At 71.6% G+C, this 20,282-nt stretch carries 15 protein-coding genes; all 15 read right to left on the reverse strand.

The features are described 5' to 3' along the window. Window positions 1-9: 9 nt before the first annotated feature. Entirely contained in the window at window positions 10-1,071 is a 1,062-nt protein-coding gene (locus tag ACFYQ6_RS23635; protein WP_361577690.1) for a sugar phosphate isomerase/epimerase, read from the reverse strand. A gap of 40 nt (window positions 1,072-1,111) precedes the next feature. Further along, complete coding sequence (locus ACFYQ6_RS23640) at window positions 1,112-2,503, reverse strand: nucleotide pyrophosphatase/phosphodiesterase family protein (RefSeq protein WP_361577687.1); 1,392 nt, start codon at window positions 2,501-2,503, stop codon at window positions 1,112-1,114. Beyond that, entirely contained in the window at window positions 2,500-3,675 is a 1,176-nt protein-coding gene (eboE, locus tag ACFYQ6_RS23645; RefSeq protein ID WP_388764750.1) for a metabolite traffic protein EboE, read from the reverse strand. Before eboE ends, ACFYQ6_RS23640 begins: the two co-directional genes overlap by 4 nt. Window positions 3,676-3,678: 3 nt before the next feature. Next, the gene (locus ACFYQ6_RS23650) at window positions 3,679-4,527 is read right to left on the reverse strand and encodes a TatD family hydrolase (protein WP_361577681.1); all 849 of its coding nucleotides are present in this window, start codon (window positions 4,525-4,527) and stop codon (window positions 3,679-3,681) included. Continuing rightward, window positions 4,527-5,156 (reverse strand): EboA domain-containing protein, encoded by a 630-nt coding sequence (locus tag ACFYQ6_RS23655; RefSeq protein WP_388764753.1) that lies wholly within the window; start codon window positions 5,154-5,156, stop codon window positions 4,527-4,529. The genes ACFYQ6_RS23650 and ACFYQ6_RS23655 overlap by 1 nt, the downstream gene beginning before the upstream one ends. Beyond that, complete coding sequence (locus ACFYQ6_RS23660; protein ID WP_361577675.1) at window positions 5,150-6,013, reverse strand: sugar phosphate isomerase/epimerase family protein; 864 nt, start codon at window positions 6,011-6,013, stop codon at window positions 5,150-5,152. Before ACFYQ6_RS23660 ends, ACFYQ6_RS23655 begins: the two co-directional genes overlap by 7 nt. Beyond that, the gene (locus ACFYQ6_RS23665; RefSeq protein ID WP_388764755.1) at window positions 6,010-7,365 is read right to left on the reverse strand and encodes a UbiA family prenyltransferase; all 1,356 of its coding nucleotides are present in this window, start codon (window positions 7,363-7,365) and stop codon (window positions 6,010-6,012) included. The genes ACFYQ6_RS23660 and ACFYQ6_RS23665 overlap by 4 nt, the downstream gene beginning before the upstream one ends. Continuing rightward, on the reverse strand, window positions 7,362-8,480 hold the full coding sequence (locus tag ACFYQ6_RS23670) for an inositol-3-phosphate synthase (protein ID WP_361577672.1): 1,119 nt from the start codon (window positions 8,478-8,480) through the stop codon (window positions 7,362-7,364). Before ACFYQ6_RS23670 ends, ACFYQ6_RS23665 begins: the two co-directional genes overlap by 4 nt. Window positions 8,481-8,576: 96 nt before the next feature. Continuing rightward, window positions 8,577-12,284 (reverse strand): ThuA domain-containing protein, encoded by a 3,708-nt coding sequence (locus ACFYQ6_RS23675; protein ID WP_361577669.1) that lies wholly within the window; start codon window positions 12,282-12,284, stop codon window positions 8,577-8,579. A gap of 498 nt (window positions 12,285-12,782) precedes the next feature. Continuing rightward, on the reverse strand, window positions 12,783-13,787 hold the full coding sequence (locus ACFYQ6_RS23680) for a sugar phosphate isomerase/epimerase family protein (RefSeq protein ID WP_356740852.1): 1,005 nt from the start codon (window positions 13,785-13,787) through the stop codon (window positions 12,783-12,785). Between the two features lie 12 nt (window positions 13,788-13,799). Next, on the reverse strand, window positions 13,800-15,014 hold the full coding sequence (locus tag ACFYQ6_RS23685; protein ID WP_361577665.1) for a Gfo/Idh/MocA family oxidoreductase: 1,215 nt from the start codon (window positions 15,012-15,014) through the stop codon (window positions 13,800-13,802). 47 nt (window positions 15,015-15,061) lie between these two features. Beyond that, window positions 15,062-16,099, reverse strand: a complete 1,038-nt coding sequence (locus ACFYQ6_RS23690) for a substrate-binding domain-containing protein (RefSeq protein ID WP_361577663.1) — start codon at window positions 16,097-16,099, stop codon at window positions 15,062-15,064. A 78-nt stretch (window positions 16,100-16,177) separates the two neighbouring features. Then, window positions 16,178-17,230, reverse strand: coding sequence for an ABC transporter permease (locus ACFYQ6_RS23695; RefSeq protein ID WP_356740857.1), 1,053 nt, complete (start codon window positions 17,228-17,230; stop codon window positions 16,178-16,180). After that, window positions 17,227-18,750 carry a sugar ABC transporter ATP-binding protein gene (locus ACFYQ6_RS23700; RefSeq protein ID WP_388764758.1) on the reverse strand — a complete coding sequence of 508 codons (1,524 nt, stop codon included), beginning with the start codon at window positions 18,748-18,750 and terminating at the stop codon, window positions 17,227-17,229. Before ACFYQ6_RS23700 ends, ACFYQ6_RS23695 begins: the two co-directional genes overlap by 4 nt. A 333-nt stretch (window positions 18,751-19,083) precedes the next feature. Then, entirely contained in the window at window positions 19,084-20,265 is a 1,182-nt protein-coding gene (locus ACFYQ6_RS23705; protein WP_356740859.1) for an ROK family transcriptional regulator, read from the reverse strand. Between the last annotated feature and the right edge of the window lie 17 nt (window positions 20,266-20,282).

The raw sequence follows: 20,282 nt of genomic DNA on the forward strand, positions 1-20,282 counted from the left end.
CGTCAGGCGTCAGTCCCCGCAGCGGCCCGTGCGCAGCGAGTGCAGGTGCTCGCTGGACTTGCGGGCGAAGGCGAAGGACTCGACCGGGTTGTCGTGCTCGGTCTGCCAGTGGTGGTAGGTCCGGCCGTGGCGTGTGCGGGTGGTGACCCTGCTCAGGAAGTTCTTGTAGTCGATGTCCCCGTCGCCGACGTCCGTCATGTTGTAGCCGTCGCGTACGGAGTCGTCGCGCGTGCCGTCCTTGACGTGGAAGAGGGGGTAGCGCTCGGGCTGCTTCAGTACGTAGTCGATGGGGTTGAAGGGTGCCGGGGTGCCGTCGGCGCGCTTGCCGAAGCGGAACTGGGCGCAGAACGCCCAGTAGATGTCCATCTCCAGGTAGACCAGGTCGGGGTCCGTCTCGGCGAGCAGGACGTCGTAGAGGCGGACATCCGGCTTGTCGGTGGCGAAGCTGAACTCCTCCGCGTGGTTGTGCTGGTAGAACTTCATGCCGCGCCTGCGGGCCGCCGCGCCGTAGGTGTTGAAGTCGTCGGCGGCGCGCTTCCAGCCGTCCACCGTGGAGCCGTAGCGGAAGGGCCCGGAGGCGGTGCCGATGTGCTTCAGGCCGAGTGCCTCCGCCTCGTCCAGGACCTTGGTGAGGTTCTGGGCGAAGGTGTAGGCGCCCGGGTTGTTGTCGTCGTAGTAGCCGACGTGGCTGCCGATGGGGTTCAGCCCGTGGTCCCGGGCCAGCTTCTTGAGCTGGGCGAGGGTGATGGCGCCCGCCGAGCCCTGGGTGTACCCGGCGAACTCGATCTCGTCGTAGCCGTACCTCTCCAGTTCGGCGAAGACGGGGGCGAAGCCGAGCGTGGAGACCTTGTCGCGGAGGCTGTACAGCTGGATTCCGAGGCGGCCCGGGGGCAGGACGGGGCGTCCCTTGCCCTTGCCCTTGCCCTGGAGTCCCTGGACGCCCTGAGGGCTCGACGCCTGCGCGGTGGCCCCGCCCAGCAGCGTGGCGGCCGTGGCTCCGGCGGCGACGCCCAGGACGTTGCGACGGCTGAGTCTGCGCGCGAGCTCGGGGTCCTTCGGGGTGCGGCTCATGTTCACGAATCTCCCTGTCGTGTGCGGGCGGGGCGGATTGTCAGTGCAGTCCGGCAAGCTGGAGGAGCAGGGACTTCACTTGGGTGGCCTGGACTCGGCCGGTGAACGCGTGGGGGGTGGAGCAGAGGATGAGCGGACCTTCGTCGTCGCTCGTGGGGAGGCGGCCGTGGCTGCCACGGATAGGTGAGGGGTCCAGGGGGACGACCGCCATGCGGTAGCGCATGCCGAGCTTCTTCCGGGCGACCGCCGAGGCGGCCCTGACCCGGACATAGGGGTCCTGGGGGTCCATGAAGAGCTCCACCGGGTCGTAGCCCGGTTTGCGGTGGATCTCGACGAGCTGCGCGAAGTCGGGCGCGAGGGAGTCGTCGAGCCAGTAGTAGTACGTGAACCAGGCGTCCTTCTCGGCGACGGCGACGAGCTCGCCGGAGCGGGGGTGGTCCAGGTGGTGTGCCTTCTTGCCCTCGTCGTCGAGGAGTTCCGCGACACCGGGGAGGTCGGCGAGTGCCTCCCTGGTCGCTTCCAGGTCCTCCGGACGGCGTACGTAGACGTGGGCGAGCTGGTGGTCGGCGACGGCGAAGGCACGGGAGGCCATGGGGTCGAGGTACTCCATGCCGTCCTGGGTGTGGACCTCCAGCAGGCCGGCGCGGCGCAGGGCACGGTTGATGTCGACGGGCCTGTCGACCCGGGTGATGCCGTACTCGGAGAGCGCGACGACGGTGCGGCCCTCCGCACGGGCGTCGTCGAGCAGGGGGGCCACGGCCCGGTCGAGGTCGGCCGCGGCCTGGTGGGCGCGGGGGTCGTCGGGGCCGTAGCGCTGGAGGTCGTAGTCGAGGTGCGGGAGGTAGCAGAGGGCCAGGTCGGGGGTGCGGGTGGCGAGGATGTGGCGGGTGGCGTCGATGATCCACTGCGAGGAGACGAGGTCGGCGCCGGGGCCCCAGAAGTGGAAGAGGGGGAAGGTGCCGAGCTTCTCGGTGAGTTCGTCGTGGAGCGCGGGGGGCCGGGTGTAGCAGTCGGGTTCCTTGCGGCCGTCGGCGTAGTAGACGGGGCGTGGGGTGACGGTCCAGTCGGTGTCGGCGCCCATCGCGTACCACCAGCAGATGTTGGCGACGGTGTAGCCGGGGTGGGCGCGCCGGGCGGCGTCCCAGAGCTTGTCGCCCTCGACGAGCCCGTTGTGCTGGCGCCACAGGAGGACGTCGCCGAGTTCACGGAAGTACCAGCCGTTGGCGACGATGCCGTGCTCCGCGGGGGTGGTGCCGGTGAGGAAGGTGGACTGGGCGGCGCAGGTGACGGCGGGCAGGACGGTGGAGAGCGGTGCCTTGGATCCGGCCATGGCCCGGAGGTTGGGCATGTGCTGGAGCAGTTGCGGGGTGAGGCCGACGACGTCGAGGACGAGGAGCGGGGTGGGGTGTGCGGCGGGTACGGGAGCCGTCACGGGAGCTCCTTCAGTCCGAGGTCGACGAGGAGGTCACGGGCGAGGGTGAGTTCGGCGGCGATGCCGTCGGCCAGCTGGGTCCGGGTGCGGGGCCGCAGTTCGGAGGGGAGCGCCTGCCAGGTGTACGTCTCGACCTCCAGGTGCCGGGTCAGGGGCTCCGGTCCGCCCACGAGCCGTGTCAGTACGGACCGGAGGACCGGGAGCGTGGAGGTGAGCGGCGGCGCGGGCGGAGCGTGGAGGGGGACGTGGAAATGGGAACGCCACGGGGTGCTGTCGGGCAGCGCCCCACCGGTGACAGCCTCGTCGAGGTCGTCGGTCCCGCGGAGGCCCGACGCGGTGAGCGTGCGTGTCTGGTGGAGGAAGCGGGGTTCGGCGAAGGCCCCCAGGGCGGCGCGCACCTCGGGCAGATGCGGCTGTTCGGCGTGCAGAGCCGCGGAGAGCTGGGCCTTGGCGACGGGTACGCCCGCTGCACCGAGGGCGTCGAGTGCGGTGTCCGGGTCCTCGAAGGAGGTGGCGAGGTGGCAGGTGTCGACACAGATGCCGATGCGGTCGTGACCGATCGCGGTGAGGGGGCCGATGGCGTCGGCGGTGGTCTCCACGGTGCAGCCCGGCTCGGGTTCGAGCCCGATCCTGATGGACTTTCCGGTCAGCTCCGCGAGGGCGTCGAGCCGCTGCGCGAGCACGGTGAGCGCCTTGCGCGCCGTGCCGGCGGCCGTCGGGTCGTCGTCGAACGGGGTGCGCCAGGCGATGGGCAGCGTGGAGATGGTGCCCTCGTCGACGTCGTCCGGGAGCAAGGCGGCGAGGAGCCGGGCGAGGTCGGTGGTGTGGGCGAGCCGCTCGGGTTCCGTCCAGTCCGGGGTGTAGACCCGGTATTTGACCTCCTGCGCCCCGAACCCCTCGTAGGGGAACCCGTTGAGGGTGACGACTTCGAGGCCGCGGTGATCGAGTTCGGCACGCAGCGAGCGCAGCGCGGCAGGGTCGTTGATCAGGGCGCGGGCCGCGTCCTTGGCGAGCCAGAGGCCGATGCCGATGCGGTCCCTGCCGAGCCGCTTGCGGACGGGCTCGCAGTGGTCACGCAGTTGGGCCCGGACCCCGTCGAGGTTCTCGGCAGGGTGCACGTTGGTGCAGTAGGCGAGGTGGACGGTGGAGCCGTCGGGGTGGCGGAATCGCATGGCTCACTCCCCGCCGCGGAGGATGGAGTTGCCCTCGTGGAGCGGTCCGGGGGCAGCGGTGTCGAGCTGGAGTCTTCCGCTCTGTCCGTAGAAGGCGACGGGGTTGCGCCACAGAACCTTGTCGACGTCGTCCTCGTCGAATCCGGCCTTCAGCATGGAGTCGGCGACCTTGCGGGTCTTCAGCGGGTCGCTCTTGCCCCAGTCGGCGGCCGAGTTCACGAGGATCCTGTCGGTGCCGTACGTCCGCAGGACCGTGACCATGCGGTCCTCGTCCATCTTGGTGTCCGGGTAGATGGAGAAGCCGGCCCAGCAGCCGCTGTCGAGGGCGTCCCGCACGGTCGTCTCGTTGAGGTGGTCGAGCAGGACGAGCTCCGGGGCCAGCTCCGATTCGCGGACGACGTCGATGGTGCGGTGGAGTCCGGCGAGCTTGTCGCGGTGCGGGGTGTGCACGAGCGCGGGGAGGCCGTGGTCCGCCGCGAGCTGGAGCTGGGTGGCGAGCGCCGTGTCCTCGGCGGGGGTCATGGAGTCGTAACCGATCTCGCCCACGGCGACGACCGAGTCCTTGACGAGATAGCGGGGCAGGGCGTCCAGGACGGGTGTGCAGCGCGGATCGTTCGCCTCCTTGGGGTTGAGGGCGAGTGTGCAGTGGTGGGCGATGCCGTACTGGGAGGCGCGGAAGGGCTCCCAGCCGAGCAGGGCGTCGAAGTAGTCGAAGAAGCTGGCGGGCGAGGTGCGGGGCTGGCCGAGCCAGAAGGAGGGTTCGACGACGGCGCGCACCCCCGCGTCGTACATCGCCCGGTAGTCGTCCGTGGTGCGGGAGGTCATGTGGATGTGGGGGTCGAAGATGCGCATCAGGACTCCTCCGTGGGGGCGGGGGCGGACGCCGGGGCGGTGAGGTCGAGGACCGTGCGCAGCCCGGCGGGGACGGCGCGTCCGGCCGCGGTGCGTTCGGTGGCGAAGTCACCGAGCATGCGGGCGAGTTCGGCGTCGCCGCGGGCCCGCTCGCCGAGCCGGTCGAGGGCCTCGACGGGGACCTCGGTGAAGAGGCACTTGAGGACGGCGTGCCGCCAGCCGTGGGCGTCGAGGTGGGCGGCGCCGTACGGTCCGACGGCGGCGGCGACCAGCCGCGTGTCGTTGGTGCGCAGGGCGTCCTCGACAAGAGGGAGCGCGGTGGCACCGAGGTCCAGCAGGTGCAGGGTCAGGAGCACGGCGCGGCGTTCGGCTGCGGTCCCCTGCTCGTAGAGCCGGGTGACGGCGGGCAGACCGGCGCGTGCCTCGACGAGCAGCAGGGCGCGTACGGAGTCGGCTTTATCGAGGCCGCAGTGCCGTCCCGCCGACGCGAACCGCAGCTCCCACGGAGGGTTGCCGGTGTCCCGGCCAGGGTGGTCCGCGGCGTGGGCGGCCTCGGCGAGGGCTTCGTCGAGCCAGGCCCGTTCGGCCCCTCCGAGACGGTCGTCGAGTTCCTTGCGGCTGATCAGCACGGTACGGCTCCGTCCGTCGTGCGGGCGGCCCGGCGCAGGAAGTCGATCGAGCCGCGTGCGAGTTCGGGACCCGCGTGGGAGTGCCGGGGCAGTTCGACGACGGTGAGGCCGGCGTAACCGGTGGCGGCGAGGGCTTCGAGCACCGGCGGGAAGTCGATCTCGCCGTCACCGAAGGGCAGGTGTTCGTGTACTCCTCGCCGCATGTCCTCGATCTGCACATGGCGCAGCCAGGGGGCGGCTTCCTTGACGCAGTCGGCGGGCGATGCGGCTTCCAGGCACTGGCAGTGGCCGATGTCGAGGGTGAGCCCGAGTGGTTCCGGGTCGCCGAGGAGGGTGCGCAGGTGGTGGAAGCCGGCGAGTGTGCCGAGGAGGTGGCCGGGTTCCGGTTCGATGGCCAGGGGGACGCCCTCCCGGGCGGCGGCGTCCAGGACCGGGGCGAGTGCGCCCGTCAGCCGCTGCCACGCGGTGTCCGTGCCGGTGTCCGGCGGGGTGATGCCGCTGAAGCAGTGCACGGCGTGGGCGCCGAGGCCGGCGGCCACCTCGACGGCGCGCACGAGCAGCCCGGTACGGGCCGCGCGTGCCTCGGGGTCCGGATCGAGGAGCGAGGGACCGTGCTTGCGCCGTGGGTCGAGGACGTAACGCGCCCCGGTCTCGACGGTGACGCCGAGGCCCAGCGCGTTCAGCCGGTGTGCCACCCGTCGGGTGCGCTCGGTGAGGTCCGGGGCGAGCGGGTCGAGATGCATGTGGTCGAGGGTGAGCCCGACCCCGTCGTAGCCGAGGTCGGCGAGGAGGCCGAGGGCGTCGTCCAGCCGGAGGTCGGTGAGGCCGTTGGTGCCGTAGCCGAACCGCAGGGTCATGTGGGGCTCACCTTCCGTGCGAGGGCGCGGGCCAGGGGGACGAGCCCCATGACGGCGAGGCCGCCGAGTGGGGACCCGGCCCGCGCGGCCAGGGCGGCCTGCAGCGGGATCATGGCCCGGATCCCTCCGCCGACCGCGCGCTGGGTGAGGGGTGGGGAGGGATTGAGGGCGGCGTGGAGCAGGGGGACCGCGGAGGTGCGGAGATAGGCACCGGTGAACGCGGTGAGCAGGAGCCGCTCGGCGGCGGGTGCGGGCGACGTGGCCCGGGCGGGCCACGCGACGGATGCAAGCGCCCCGACGGACGCAGGCCATGTGACCGACGCGGGCGCCGCGACGGATGTGGGCGACGTGGCAGTCGGGGGCGCCGCGACTGATGTGGGTGGTGCGACCGCCGGGGGCGCCGCGGCCGTCACCGGGCGTCCGCGCAGAACGGCGGCCCCCAGGGCGGCCGTTCCCGCGAGGGCGGCCAGAGGCACCTTCGTGGACCCGCCCTGCGCCTCGTGCCGGGACACGGCGGTGACGGCGTAGGTGTGGGCCCCGAGAGCGAGGGCGGCGGGGAGCGCGGCGCGTGCCCCGAGCATGGGACGGACGGTGCGGGCCCGGCGCGTACCGAACGCGGTACCGGCGGTGCGGGCCCCGCGCGCGGTACCGGCGGCGCGGGCACCGCGCGTACCGAACGCGGTACCGGCGGTGCGGGCCCCGCGCGTCTGGACCGCGGGGGCCTCTCGCCCGCGCCCGGCAGCCGTGGCGGTGGCCGGGGCTGCGGGGGCGGTCGTGGCCACCGCGCCCAGGAGCAGGTCCAGGGCTCGGGCCGTGCCCATCGCCGCCGGTCCCAGCCGGGTGTGTTTCAGGTGCAGGTCGTAGGCCCAGACCGTGGCGCCGAGACCGGTCGCCACAGCCAGTGCGGGCCGGCCGGCCCGGGCCGCGAGGGTCAGGCCCGCCGCCGTCAGGGCGCCCGCCGCGGCCAGGGCCGCGCCCGGTGCGATGCGGCCCGAAGGGATGGGCCGGTGCGGCCGGTCGACGGCGTCCTCCTCACGGTCGGCCCAGTCGTTGAGGGCCATGCCCGCTTCGTAGAGGCACAGGGACGCGCCGACCGCGAGGGCCGTGCCCCGGCCGGGGCGCAGGCCCACGGCGGCGGCACCGGCGAGCGCGTCGCCCGGCACGCTGAACAACGCGGACACCCGGAGAAGTTCCGCCCAGGCCCGCAGTCGCGCGCGGGGGCGAGGCCTGTCCGGTGCGGGCGCAGTCCCACCAGCACCGGACAGGCCGACCGAGGGGGCAGCGGCCTGGGGCCGCGCCGCGAGCAGCCGGGGGGAGCCGCTCACCACCGCGAGCAGCCGCAGCGGCCTCACCGGGCGGCCCGCAGGCGTCCGGCGAAGGCCAGCAGGGCCGCGTACTGGTCGGAGAGTGCGGACGGTCCGCCGTCCGGGTCCTTGAAGTAGAAGCCCAGTTCGGGCCTCGGACCGCTGAGCCCCGTCTCGTGGGAGCGGGCCAGCAGCCGGGCCAGGTCCAGGACCAGGGGGGCGGCCAAGGCGGAGTCGCAGCCCTGCCAGATCGTCTGGAGGATCATCCGGGAACCGAGGAAGCCGTCGAAGGCGATGTGGTCCCACGCCGTCTTCCAGTCGCCCATCGCCGGGACGTCGTCGATGTGGACCTCGCCCTCCGGGGCGGCCCCGAGCGTGTCGGCGAGTACGCGTTCCTTGCCCGCGTTCTTGGCGGCTGCCGCAGCGGGGTCGGCCAGCGCGGCTCCGTCCCCGCCTCCCAGGAGGTTCGTGCCCGACCACGCCCGCACCGGCAGCGCACGCTGGACGAACATGGGTGCGAGGACGGACCGCAGCAGCGTCTGGCCCGTCTTGCCGTCGCGTCCGGCGTGGGGAAGTCCCGAGGAGTCGACGGCGTCCCGCAGGCGCGGGGTGCGCAGCCCGGTGGACGGGGTGAAGTTGGCGTAGGGGCAGCCGGCGCGGAGCGCTGCCGCCGCGTAGAGCGAGCTGGCGGGCAGCCGCGGGTCGTCCTCGCCGGGGGCGGGCTCGGTGGAGGCGACGTTGATGACGACGGTGCGGGCGAGCTCGTTGCGCCGGGCGAAGTCGGTGAGATCAGCGGCGAAGGCGGTGATGAGTTCCTCGTCGGTGCGGGTGTCGCCGTGGAGCGGGCCGCCGGGCCGGATCTCCGCGTCGGCGGCGCCGAGCTCCGCCCGGACGGCCGACGGCAGCCCGTGCGGGAGCACTCCCCCGGCCGCGAGGGCCTCGGCCCGCTTGGGCAGTGGGCAGTCCAGGGTGTCGTGTCCGCCGAAGACGAGGGACGTCAGTGGTGGCAGTGCGCTGTCGGTGAAGGGTGGGGTCTCGGTGACCATGCCGGTCGGGGGATGGAGCCCTGCCGCGATGGCCGCGCACCCCGCGGTGGCGGTGGTGGCGACGGAGCCGCGTGCTCCGATGAACCAGACTCCGGTACGAACGGCGTGTGCGGTCACGGGCTGCCTCCCTGGGGGATGAAGAGGGGTGGTGGGCGGCGGGCGGGGAAGGCATGTGCGTTCCCCGCCCGCCGCGCCGGCGCAGGAGGTACCGCCCTACGTCGAGGGCAGCTCCTTCAGCTGGATGTCCCGGAAGGACACCTGGTCGTCGGCTCCGTGGTTCTGGAGGCCGATGTAGCCGTTCTTCAGGCTTCTGGCCGGGTCGGTGTTGGTGAAGTCGTTGATCTTGACTCCGTTGAGGAAGACCTGGAGCCGCTCGCCCTGGACCTTGATCTCGTAGCTGTTCCACTGGCCGGGCGGCCGGAGGACCTGGTCACGGGCCTTGATGTTGGCGGATTTGAAGGTGTAGACGGCCCCGGTCGTGCGGTCGGCGGCGTCCGTGGCGTCGATCTGGACCTCGTAGCCGTTGTTCACCGCGGACCACGGGTCGTCGGACTCGGGGAAGCCCACGAAGACGCCGGAGTTGTCGTCGCCCGCCATCTTCCAGTCGAGCTTCAGCGAGTACGACTTCAGCTCCTTGGCCTGGTAGGTCAGCAGCCCCATACCGCCCTGGGAGCGCAGCTCACCGTCGACGACCTCGAACGTGCCCGGGCCCGCCTGCTTCCAGCCTTCGAGCGTCTTGCCGTTGAAGATCGACCGGTAGCCGGTGTCCGGCTTGCAGTTGGCCTTCACCTGTCCGGCCGCGTAGCGCAGTCCGCCCAGCAGGTGCTGACGGAAGGCGGGCTCGGCGTAGGACTCCTTGGTGTGGCCGAGACCGGTGTAGAAGGAGCGCCCGCCCTGGTACGCCTGGCACCAGGAGATCGGGTGGTCGCCCTTCATGTTGCCGCCGGTGTAGGTGGTCTCGTCCAGTGTGGCGAGGACCTGGGCCTTGTCCCGGGGGTTGGTGCGGTAGTTGTACCACTCGTCGGTACGGTCCCAGGCCTCGTCCAGGTGCGCGGTCGCCGGGTGGTCGTGGTTCTCCACACGGACGGTCGCGGGCTGGATCTGCGGGTGCGAGTGGAAGTAGGCCCCGACGAGTCCGCCGTAGAACTCCCAGTCGTACTCCGTGTCGGCCGCGGCGTGGACGCCCATGTAACCGCCGCCGGTGGAGACGAAGTTCTCGAACGCCGTCTTCTGGTCGGTGTTCAGGATGTCACCGGTCGTCGACAGGAAGACGACGGCGTCGTAGCGCGCCAGGTTGCTGGTCGTGAACTGGCCGGCCTCCTCCGTGGAGTCGACGGTGATGTTGGTGTCCTTGCCCAGTTCCTTGAGCGCGGCGATGCCCGCGGGGATCGAGTCGTGCCGGAAGCCGCCCGTCTTGGAGAAGACCAGGACTCGCTTGGCGGTCCTGTCCACCGGGGAGTCGGAGAGCTCGAAGTCGTCCACGTCGTACAGCGCTCCCGCTCCGCCCTTGAAGACCAGGAAGAGCTCCGTGACCTTCTTCGGTGCGCCGCGCAGCGGCACGTCGATGTCCTGGAACGAGTCCCAGCTGCCGGTCACCGGGACCGGTGCCGAACCGAGGATCTTGCCGGTCGGTGAGCCGGCCCGCACCTCCAGGAAGCCTCCCGCGCCCGCCGATGACGTACGGGCGGTGAGCTTGGTGGCACCGTCGAGGATGTACGGCTCGAAGGAGATCCAGTCGTTGTTGTCGATGTCCCCGACGGTCCTGCCGCCGTGGGCGCTCGTCTTGCTCGGCGTGGTGATGCCCGAGGAGTCGCTGAAGTGCTCGGCCTGCCGGTGGCGCGGCTGGAGCTGCGCCTGGTCACGGCCGGTCAGCGCGGCCTGGCCGCCGCCTCCGCCGTCGGTGTAGGAGGCCGAGATGCCGCCGTAGATGTTGGCGTTGGGGTCGTGGCCGCCTTCCATGGCCGTCTTGATGGTGCCTTCACAGCCGTGCTCCGTGGTGATGTCGTGGCCGTGGCTGTCGTGGCCCAGGGTGAACTTGACCTCGACCTTGGTGCAGTCGATGGTGCCGTCCTCCGGGTCGGTCACGCTCACCTTGAACGGCACCTCGTCGCCGAACTCGAACAGCTGACCGTCCAGCGGGGTCTGCAGGACGACGGTGGGAGCGGTGTTGCCGACGGTCACGTGCACGCTCGCCGAACCGGTGCGCCCCGAGGGGTCCTTGGCGGTGACCGTGGCGGTGTAGGTACCGTTCTTCTTGTAGGTGTGGGTCGGGTCGGCCGCCGTGGACGTGCCGCCGTCGCCGAAGTCCCAGGCGTACGTCAGTGCGTCGCCGTCACCGTCGGTGGTGCCGGCCGAGGAGAACTTCACCTTGAGCGGTGCGACGCCGGAGGTCTTGTTCGAGGACGCCTCCGCGATGGGTGAGCGTCCGCCGGTGGCGTTCTCGATGCGGTACAGCGCGGAGTGCTCGTCGCCGCCGAACCAGGAGAGGCCGTAGTCCAGGACGTACAGCGCGCCGTCGGGGCCGAAGGCCATGTCCATCACCTGCGTCCCGGTCCACGGGATGTCGTTGACGGACTGGACACCGCCGTCGGCGTCCTGCTCGATGCGCTTGATCCACTGCCGTCCGAACTCTCCGGCGAAGAAGTCCCCGTCGTATTCCTCGGGGAACTTCACCGGCGAGTCGAGGTCCGCGTCGTAGCGGTACACGGGCCCGCCCATCGGGGACTCGGAACCGGTGCCGAACTCGGGCACGGATCCGCCGTCGTACGGGATCCAGGCGGCCTGCGCCGGCGGAAGGTCGACCAGGCCGGTGTTGTACCGCGACTCGTTCTTCGGCGCGGCGCAGTCGAAGGCGGGGCCGGAGGTGCCCGTCGCGAAGTCGTAGTCCCTGAAGGGGTCGTTGTCACCGGTGCAGAACGGCCAGCCGAAGTTGCCGGGCTCGGTCACCCGGGCGAACTCGACCTGCCCGGCCGGCCCGCGGTTCGGGTCGGCGGCTCCCGCGTCGGGGCCGTAGTCACCGACGTACAGGACGCCGGTGGCCTTGTCCACGCTGAAGCGGAAGGGGTTGCGGAAGCCCATGGCGTAGATCTCGGGGCGCGTCTTGTCCGTACCCGCGGCGAAGAGGTTGCCCTCGGGGACGGTGTACGACCCGTCGTCGGCGACCTTGATGCGGAGGATCTTGCCCCGGAGGTCGTTGGTGTTGCCCGAGGTACGGCGGGCGTCGAACGCGGGGTTGCGGCCTTCGCGGTCGTCCAACGGTGAGAAGCCGTCGGAGGAGAAGGGGTTGGAGTCGTCGCCGGTCGAGAGGTAGAGGTTGCCCTGCGCGTCGAAGTCGATGTCACCGCCGACGTGGCAGCACACGCCCCGGGTGGCCGGGATGTCGAGGACCTTCTTCTCGCTGGCGTTGTCGAGCGTGCCGTCCTCGTTGAGGACGAAGCGCGAGAGCCGGTTCACCCCGTCGAACTTGGCGAAGTCGGCCGCGGTGCCGTTCTCCGGGGCGTCGCCGGCGGGGGTGTCCAGCGGCGGCGCGTAGTAGAGGTAGATGGCGCGGTTCTCGGCGAAGTCGGGGTCGACGCCGATGCCCTGGAGCCCCTCCTCGTCGTGCGAGTAGACCGGGATGGTGCCGGAGATCCGGGTGTTGCCCGCGCTGTCCGTGATGCGCAGCTCGCCGCTGCGGGAGGTGTGCAGCACGCTGCGGTCGGGGAGCACCGCCAGCGAGATGGGTTCACCGGTCTCGGCCGCGCCCTTGGCGAGCGTGACCTGCTGGAAGTCCTCGGCCGCGTCCTGTGCGGCCGTCGCCTGCGCGGCGTCCGCGGTGGCGGCGGGCGAGGAGCCCAGGGTGAGTGTCGCGGCGGCGAGGAGTCCGCCGGTGAAGAGGGCGAGTGATTTTCGGGCGCGGAGCCGTCTGCTGCTTCTGTGCACGTGCGTCCTCCGGAGTGTGCCGGTTGTTCGGGCGGGTGCGTTATGCCGTTCCGCGCGGGGACTGCCGCGCTCGACTCCGGGGCTGTCGGGGCCCCGGTGACGCGAGTCATGTCGTGTACACGTTGGGGACGGTAGCCGTGTTCGTCCCTGCCGGAAAGCCCTTGCGCAGCAGTTGAGTTGAACTTTTGCCCGCATGAGGACAAAGGAGGTTCGGGGCAGGCCGAACCGACCCCTGGCCCTGGCGGGCGGGGTTCACCGCTGCCCCGGCCACCGGCCCGGCCCCTCCCGGCAGAGCCCTGGGCAGTCCCGGGCCGGGCGGAACCGGGCCCGGCAGGCCGGCGATCGGGACGCGGCTTCGGGGCGGCGCGGGTTTCGGGGCGTGGGCAGGGCAGGGGCCCGGGAGAAGGGCCGGGGCGACGGGCGCGGGCCGAAGGACCGCGGCTTCGAGGCCGCGCGGGGCCCCGGATTCAGGCGCGGCGCGCCCGAGGCCCCGGTCCTCTACTCCCCGCCGCCGAACGCCGCGTCGAACGACGCGCTCGGCGGGTCGAAGTCGAAGCGCTTCAGCGACGCCAGCGCCTCCGGCGCCCCCGTCAGCCGGTCCATGCCGGCGTCCTCCCACTCCACGGAGACCGGGCCCTGGTAGCCGATGGACCGCAGCATCCGGAACACGTCCTCCCAGGGCACGTCACCATGCCCGGCCGAGACGAAGTCCCATCCGCGCCGGGGGTCGCCCCACGGCAGGTGGGAGCCGAGGCGGCCGTTGCGGCCGTCGAGGCGTTTGCGGGCCTCCTTGCAGTCCACGTGGTAGATCCGGTCGCGGAAGTCGTACAGGAAGCCCACCGGGTCGAGGTCCTGCCACACGAAGTGGCTCGGGTCGAAGTTCAGCCCGAAGGCCGGCCGGTGGTCCACCGCTTCCAGGGCACGATGCGTGGTCCAGTAGTCGTACGCGATCTCGCTCGGGTGCACCTCGTGGGCGAAGCGCACTCCCTCGGCGTCGAAGACGTCCAGGATCGGGTTCCACCGCTCCGCGAAGTCCTCGTAGCCGCGCTCGATCATGTGCGGTGGAACCGGGGGGAACATGGCGACCAGGTGCCAGATGGAGGAACCGGTGAAGCCGATCACCGTTTCGACGCCGAACGCGGCAGCCGCGCGCGCGGTGTTCTTGATCTCCTCGGCGGCCCGCCGGCGTACGCCCTCGGCGTCCCCGTCCCCCCAGATGCGGCCGGGCAGGATCCCCTGGTGGCGCTCGTCGATCGGGCTGTCGCAGACGGCCTGGCCCACCAGATGGTTGGAGATCGCCCAGCAGGTGAGGCCGTACTTGTCGAGCAGCTCCCGCCGCCCGTCGAGGTATCCGGGGTCCGACAATGCCTTGTCGACCTCGAAGTGGTCTCCCCAGCAGGCGAGTTCGAGTCCGTCGTAGCCGAAGTCCCGGGCGAGCCGGCAGACCTCCTCCAGGGGCAGGTCGGCCCACTGACCGGTGAAGAGGGTGAAGGGACGGGGCATGTGCACAACCTCCTAGAAGGGGACCGGGGTGTACGTGGAGTTCTTGGCGGCGCTCTCCTCGACGGCGGCGAGCACCCGCTGGACCTGGAGCCCGTCGGCGAACGACGGTACGGCGGCGCGCCCTTCGGTGATGGTGCGCACCACGTCACGGGCCTGGTGGACGAAGGTGTGCTCGTATCCCAGTCCGTGGCCCGGCGGCCACCACGCCTCCAGGTAGGGGTGTTCGGGTTCCGTGACCAGGATCCGGCGGAAGCCGGCGGACACGGCGGGTTCGGTGTGGTCGTGGAAGGAGAGTTCGTTGAGCCGTTCCAGGTCGAAGGCGATCGACCCCAGCTCGCCGTTGATCTCCAGGCGCAGGGCGTTCTTGCGGCCGGCCGCCATCCGGGTCGCCTCGAAGGAGGCGAGGGCGCCGGATGCCAGCCGCCCGGTGAACAGCGCGGCGTCGTCGACGGTGACCGCCCCCCGTGCGGTCCCGTCCGGGGCGCCCGAGAGCCCGGCTGCCGGACCGGCGAGCACGGGCCGCTCCCGCACGAAGGTCTCGCTGACCGCCGAGACCCCGGCCAGCGGCTCCCCCGCCAGGTACTGGGCGAGGTCCACGATGTGCGCCCCGAGGTCTCCCAGCGCGCCGGAGCCGGCGTGTTCGCGTTCGAGTCGCCAGGTCAGCGGCGATTCGGGGTCGACGAGCCAGTCCTGGAGGTAGGTGGCCCGCACGTGCCGGAGGGTGCCCAGCCGGCCCTCCTCGATCAGCGCGCGGGCATAGGTGAGGGCGGGCACCTTGCGGTAGTTGAATCCCACGATCGCGACCTGGCCCCGGGCCGCGGCCCGCTCCGCGGCCTCCGCCATGGCCTCGGCCTCGGCGACCGTGTTGGCGAGCGGCTTCTCGCACAGCACGTGCTTGCCCGCCTCCAGTGCCGCGATGGCGATCTCCGCATGGCTGTCGCCCGGTGTGCAGATGTCGACCAGCTGCACGTCGTCGCGGGCGATCAGGGCGCGCCAGTCCGTCTCCGCCGCAGCCCAGCCGTGCCGGGCCGCGGCGGACTCGACGGCCGTACGGTCGCGTCCGCAGATCGCGGCGAGAACGGGTCTCACCGGCAGGTCGAACACGTGGCCCGCGGTGCGCCACCCCTGCGAGTGGGCGGCGCCCATGAAGGCGTATCCGACCATGCCGACGCCGAGCGTCGGTGGCGGTGCTTCGGTCTCCTGCGCCGTCTCTTCCCTACGGGCCATGCGGGCTTCCTCCTCGTCGGTGGTTCGGTGGCGGCGGCGGTGCGGGCTCAGCTGAAGCCGGTCGGCAGGTACTGGTCGATGTTCTCCTTGGTGACCACGGCCGAGTACAGGGTGAGCGAGGTCGGGATCTCCATCTCGGAGAGGCCCGCGACGCCCTTGTTCTGGCCGAGCGCGCGCGCCAGGTCGATGGCGGACGCGGCCATCGTGGGCGGGTAGAGCACGGTGGCCTTCAGGACGCTGTTGTCCGCCTTGATGGCGTCCATGGCGGACTTCGCACCGGCGCCGCCGACCATGATGAACTCGTCGCGGCCGGCCTGCTGGATGGCCCGGAGCGCGCCCACACCCTGGTCGTCGTCGTGGTTCCACAGCGCGTCGAACTGCTTCTGCGCCTGGAGGAGCTGCGCCATCTTGGCCTGGCCCGACTCCACGGTGAAGTCGGCGGCCTGACGGGCGACCAGCTTGATGTTGGAGTAGTTCTTGAGCGCGTCGGCGAAGCCCTGGCTGCGCTGCTTGGTGAGTTCCAGGTTGTCGATGCCTGCCAGCTCGACGACCTTCGCGCTCGCCTTGTCCTTGAGCTGCTCGCCGATGTAGTGCCCGGCGTTGAGGCCCATGCCGTAGTTGTCCCCGCCGACCCAGCAGCGGTAGGCCTGCGGGGAGGCGAAGACACGGTCCAGGTTGACGACGGGGATGCCCGCCTTCATGGCTTCCAGGCCGACCTGGGTGAGCGCCTTGCCGTCCGCGGGGAGGATGACGAGGACGTCGACCTTCTTGTTGATCAGGGTCTTGACCTGGCCGATCTGAGCGGCCGTGTCGTTGGAGCCCTCGGTGATCTCCAGGGTCACCTCGGAGTACTTCTCGGCCCGTGACTTGGCCTGCACGTTGATGGCGTTGAGCCATCCGTGGTCGGCCTGGGGGCCGGCGAAGCCGATGGTGACGGGTGTGCCCGGCTTGTCGTCGGCGGCGGGCTGGTTGCTCTGGGCGACCGCCTTTTCCTTGGGCTCGTTGCTGGTGCAGGCGGTGAGGAAGGCTCCCGCGGAGACGGCCGCGGTGCCGAAGAGCAGTCCTCTGCGGCTGGTTTCTGGCATGGCTGTCAAACCCTTCATCCGGTGCGGTGCGTACGGAACAGCGGGTGGGTGATCAGTGCTCTGTCACGGAAGGGGTGCTCAGGTCTCGCCGCCGCGCAGTGTGCGGCGCTGGACGAGTACGGCGGCCACGATGATGGCGCCCTTGGCGATCTGCTGGACGTCGCTCTGCAGGTTGTTCAGAGCGAAGATGTTGGTGATCGTCGTGAAGACGAGCACGCCGAGCACGGAACCGACGATCGTTCCCCGGCCGCCGCTCAGGAGGGTGCCGCCGATGATCGCCGCGGCGATGGCGTCGAGTTCGTACAGGTTGCCGTTGGTGTTCTGGCCCGATCCGGACAGGATGACGAGCATGAAGGCGGCGATGCCGCAGCACAGGCCCGACAGGAGGTAGAGGTAGAGCCGCTGGCGGCGGACGTCGATCCCGGCGAGCCTGGCCGCCTCCGCGTTGCCGCCGATGGCGACCGTGCGGCGCCCGAAGGTCGTCCGGTTCAGGATCAGCCAGCCCGCCACGGTGACCGCGGCGAAGACCAGGACCAGCGGCGGGATGCCCAGCACGTAGCTGTCGGGCAGTCCGAGGTCCAGGACGGACTGGACGGTCACGATCTGTGTCTTGCCGTCGGTGATCTGCAGGGCGAGCCCACGGGCCGAGGCGAGCATGGCCAGGGTGGCGATGAACGGGACCATGCGCCCGTAGGCGATGAGGACCCCGTTGACGAGACCGGCGCCCAGACCGACGATCACGGCGGTGAAGAGGATGCCCGCGAAGCCGAAGTCCTGGGTGGCGAGGGTCGTCGCCCAGACCGACGCGAGGGCGACCATCGCGCCGACCGACAGGTCGATGCCGCCTCCGATGATGACCAGGGTCATGCCGACGGTGACGACCCCGATGACGGAGGACTGCGTCAGGATCAGCTGGAGGTTCCCGGTGTCCAGGAACGCGTCGGGTTCGGTGAGGCCGCCGACTGCCACCAGTACGGCGAGGACACCGAGGAGGGACAGGTTGCGGACGTCGGCTCGCAGGCCGAGCGCGCGCAGGCCGCCGCCCTGCTTCGAGGGCGGCGCGGCGGCGGGGCCGGGCACGGTCCCCTTCTGCGGCCCGTGGTGCTGCGCCGACGGCGCGGGCTGTGTCATGACGTCGGGCTCCCTTCCATGACGAGGTCGAGGACACGGTGCTCGTCGAGCTCCCGGGCATCGGCCGTGTGCACGACACGGCCTTCCCGGAGCACCAGCACCCGGTCGGCGAGGCCCAGCACTTCGGGCACTTCGCTGGAGACGAGCAGGACGGCGAGGCCTTCGTCGGCCAGCCGGCGGATCACGGCGTAGAGCTCGGCGCGTGCGCCGACGTCGACGCCGCGGGTGGGTTCGTCGAGCAGCAGCACCTTGCAGCCGCGCAGCAGCCAGCGGGCCAGGACCGCCTTCTGCTGGTTGCCCCCCGAGAGGGTGCGGACGGCGGCGTCCGGGTTGTCGGGGCGCAGGGACAGTTCGCGGGTGGCCGCCCTGGCCGCCCTGCGTTCGGCACCCCGGTCGAGCCACCCCGCGCGGGCGAAGCGGGACAGGGAGGAGACCGAGACGTTACGGGTGACGGATTCCGTCAGCAGCAGTGCCTGCGCCTTCCGCTCCTCGGGTGCCAGGCCGATTCCGGCGGCCACGGCGGCGCGGACGCTGCCGGGGCGCAGCGGCGCGCCCGCGACGAGGACCCGGCCGGCGGTCGCCTTGCGGGCACCGAAGACGGTCTCCAGGATCTCGGACCGCCCGGAGCCGACGAGTCCGGCCAGACCGACGATCTCGCCCGGCCGCAGCTCCAGGTCCACGGGCTCGAACTCGCCCTCACGGCACAGCCCTTCCACCACGAGCACGGGGTCGGCCGCGTCCCTGGCGCCGGGCGCGGGCCGCTCGGGGAAGACGTACTCGACGTTGCGTCCGGTCATCAGGGCGACGACGTCGCGGGTGGGGGTGGACTTGGCGGGGAGTCCGACGGCGACCGCACGCCCGTCCTTGAGGACGGTGACCCGGTCGCCGATGCGGCGGATCTCCTCCAGCCGGTGCGAGATGTAGACGACGGCCACGCCGTCGGCGGTGAGCCCGTCGACGATGCGGAAGAGGTTGTCCACCTCGTCCGGGTCCAGGGCCGCGGACGGCTCGTCCATCACGATGAGCCGTACGTCGTGGGAGAGCGCGCGGGCCATGGACACGATCTGCTGATGGGCGGCGGAGAGGTCGCCGACCGCGCGGGCCGGGTCTATCTCCGGGTGCCCGAGGCGCTCCAGGAGCGCGGCGGCCCCGGCGCGCGCCTCGCGGGCCCGGACGACGAAGCCCGCACTGGTGGGTTCGTGGCCCAGGAAGACGTTCTCGGCGACCGACAGGTCCTCCACCAGGTCGAGTTCCTGGTAGATGGTGGCGATACCCAGTCGCATCGCGGTGATCGGCGAGGAGAGCTGGACGGGCTCGCCCTGCCAGGTGATGGCCCCGCCGTCGGGCTGGTGCGCTCCGGCCAGCACCTTGATCAGGGTGGACTTGCCGGCGCCGTTCTGGCCGAGGAGGCAGTGGACCTCGCCGGCCTGCACCTCCAGGTCCACGCCGTCGAGGGCGCGTACTCCGGGGAAGGACTTGGTGATGCCGGACATGGTGAGCAGGGGCGGTTCTGGTGCCATGACGAATCCCCTCGGCGAGTGGGGTCTCCCCTGCTCGGGCGGTGCCGGGAGCGTGGGAAAGCCGGTGAGCGGGCAGGGGGCAGTGCCGGCGGTGCCGTACTGCTGACGGAACTGCTGGGTGGTACTGCTGTGCTCCCGCGGGGCGGTCCTGCCGTACCGCGGGGGTCCGCGCCGTGATCGCCGGGCGGTCCTGCCGTACTGCTGGTCCGCGCCGTGGTCGCGGTGCGGTCGCGCTGTGCTGTCGCGGGGCGGTCCTGTGGGGCGGGGCTCGGTACAGGTGTTTCTACGGTGGTGGCTGCGGAACACTCGCCGGACGGCGCACCGGCCCGTACATCAGGCCGGCGAGAAGAGGTGGTCGCTGATGAGCCTGGCCGCGCCGGTCACCCCGGCGACGGGCCCCAGCTCACCGAGGACGATGGGGAGGTTGCCCGTGGCCAGCGGCAGGGACTGCCGATAGACCTGGGTACGGACGCTGGCCAGCAGGTTGTGGCCGAGCCCGGTCACGCCGCCGCCGATCACGACGAGTCCGGGGTTGAAGAAACTGACCAGGCCGGCGATGACCTGGCCGACCCGGTTTCCGCCTTCGCGGATCAGGTCCAGCGCAGTGGGGTCACCGGCCGCCGCCGCCGCGGCCACATCGACGGCGGTGAGCTTCCCGGTCGTGTCCAGCCGGGCCGCCAGCTCCGCCGAGCGGCCGGCGCGGGCCGCGTCCTCGGCGTCACGGGCCAGGGCCGCCCCGCTGAAGTGTGCTTCCAGGCAGCCCTTGTTGCCGCAGGCGCAGGCGCGGCCGTCGGGTTCCACCTGGATGTGGCCGATGTCCCCGGCGCTGCCCGTCGTGCCGCGGTAGACCTCACCGCCGACGACGATGCCGCAGCCGATACCCGTACCGATCTTCACGCAGAGGAAGTCGCCCACGGAACGGGCGACGCCCGCGTGCTGCTCCCCCAGCGCCATCAGGTTCACGTCGTTGTCCACCATGACGGGGCAGCCCAGTTCCTGGCTGAGTGCCTCGCGGACGGGGAAGCCGTCCCAGCCCGGCATGATCGGCGGTGCGACCGGCACGCCTTCGGGGAAGCGGACGGGTCCCGGTACGCCGATGCCGGCGCCGTCGAAGCCCTCGGCGAGCCCGGAGGCGCGCAGCTTGGCCGCCATCGCCAGCACCTGCTCGAAGACGGCGACGGGACCCTCCCGTACGTCCATGGGGTGATTGAGGTGGCCGAGGACCTCCAACTCTGCGTTGGTGACCGCGACATCGATGGAGGTGGCGCCGATGTCCACGCCCAGGAACCGGAGTTCGGGAGCGAGCCGGATGTTGTGCGAGCGACGCCCGCCTCGCGAGGCGGCGAGCCCGTCGGCCACGACGAGCCCGGTCTCCAGGAGCCGGTCCACCTCGACGGCGAGCTTGGAGCGCGAGAGCTCGACCTGATCACCCAGCTGTGCACGGGAGTTGGGGCCGCCGTCACGCAGCAACCGCAACAGTCGCGCCTGGTGCGTGTTCGCGGGTCGTGCCGTCATGCGTCTCACGCGTCCCT

It is taken from the genome of Streptomyces sp. NPDC005494 (assembly GCF_042872025.1).
Classification (GTDB): domain Bacteria; phylum Actinomycetota; class Actinomycetes; order Streptomycetales; family Streptomycetaceae; genus Streptomyces.